Here is a 1,620-nt window from a genome sequence, read left to right as displayed (position 1 = left end):
GCTTCCTCGCTATTTAGTGTTTAGTTTAAAATTTCATAAAGCAGTCTATACTGGGTAAAAACTATTAGATACCCTAGGAGTTGATAGCTTTATGAAGAATTTCGAAGAAGAATATAATGTATTTCAAGCCGCCCTAGAAATACCTGAGCCATGGTATGTTTTCCATCATGAATTAGCCAAAGAAGAAAAAACACTCCATATTTATCTTGAGTACAGAAAAGGTGCTGAATTCTTATGTCCCAATTGTGGTTCACCTGGATGTAAGGTTCATGATATCCAGGATCAAGATCGTACCTGGAGACACCTTGACTTTTGGCAATATAAAACCATCCTTCATGCAAGAATGCCAAGGGTTAAATGCGAATCATGCGGAAAAATTCTTACTGTCATGATTGATTGGGCACGCCCGGGTGCTGGATTATCTTTACTCTTCGAATATCATGTCTTGTCACTAATGGTTGAAATGCCCGTTGCTGCAGTTGCTCGAAAAGTAGGTGAACATGATACTCGGCTTTGGCGCGTATTTAAACACTATGTTAATAAAGAAGTTGAAAACATGGATGTATCAAAGATAAAAAATATTGCTATGGACGAAACTTCACGGACAAAAGGTCATAAGTACGTGACAATATTTGTTGATGTTGATACCAAACGAGCAATATTTATCACGACTGGTAAAGGCTCAGATGTATTACGTGAATTCTGCCAATTCCTTGATAAGAAAGGGGTTGAGCGCTCTCAAATCAAAGAATTCTGTTGTGACATGTCTCCAGCATTCATTTCCGGAATTGAAGAACATTTCCCAGAAGCACAGATTACATTTGATAAATTTCATGTGATGAAAATGGTCAACGAAGCATTAGACAACGTGCGACGACAAGAGCAGTCCACCCAACCAGAACTAAAGAATTCACGATATGTTTGGCTTAAAAATCAAGAAAATCTTACTGAAAAACAACAGAAAACATACGCAAAACTGAAGGATTTAGATTTAGCTACGGGACGAGCTTATCGTATGAAATTATCACTGCAGACAATGTTTACTAAATCAGCCCGCATCTCTGAATTATACTTTGAAGAGTGGTATAACTGGGCAATCCGGTCCCAACTGGAACCGATGATAAAGTTAGCTCAGTCGCTAAAAAAGCGAAAAGACGGTATTTTGAGATGGTTTAAAACCAAATTGACCAACGGTCTGCTTGAAGGATTAAACAGTCTAGTTCAAGCTGCCAAAAGAAAGGCACGTGGATACCGTACTCCGGATAATTTCATAGCCATGATTTACGCAACCGTTAATAAGATGGACTTAGTCAAGGAGTTTTAACCAATATGACCTTTGGTCTTCAACAAACAAAAAAGAATGCGTTACAGTTTGGAGCCATACATCGCTCGCAACCGAACACATTCCCTTGTCCATGAATAAGTATGCCCATGTATTAGGGGGATTATTCATGTTACAGGTGGTGAATACTGAGCGAGCAATTGAACACATTCCCTTGTCCGGTTTTCGGTTTTCCTCTCGTAATTAGCGAGGTACCAAATACCCATGATACTCAAGGAATGATAGAAACGGCAAGGTCCTAGTAATTTGTCTTTTCAACACTAAATAGCGAAGAGCCA

The 1,620-nt window shown here is 39.0% G+C and carries 1 protein-coding gene; it reads left to right on the top strand.

The window, feature by feature from the left end:
• Positions 1 to 91: 91 nt before the first annotated feature.
• Positions 92 to 1,324 carry an ISL3 family transposase gene (locus J2S07_RS21785; RefSeq protein ID WP_307152462.1) on the top strand — a complete coding sequence of 411 codons (1,233 nt, stop codon included), beginning with the start codon at positions 92 to 94 and terminating at the stop codon, positions 1,322 to 1,324.
• The last annotated feature ends 296 nt before the right edge of the window (positions 1,325 to 1,620 follow it).

It is taken from the genome of Anoxybacillus andreesenii, assembly GCF_030813005.1.
GTDB classification, from domain to species: Bacteria; Bacillota; Bacilli; order Bacillales; family Cytobacillaceae; genus Robertmurraya; species Robertmurraya andreesenii.
This window is presented reverse-complemented; position numbering and strand designations above follow the sequence as displayed.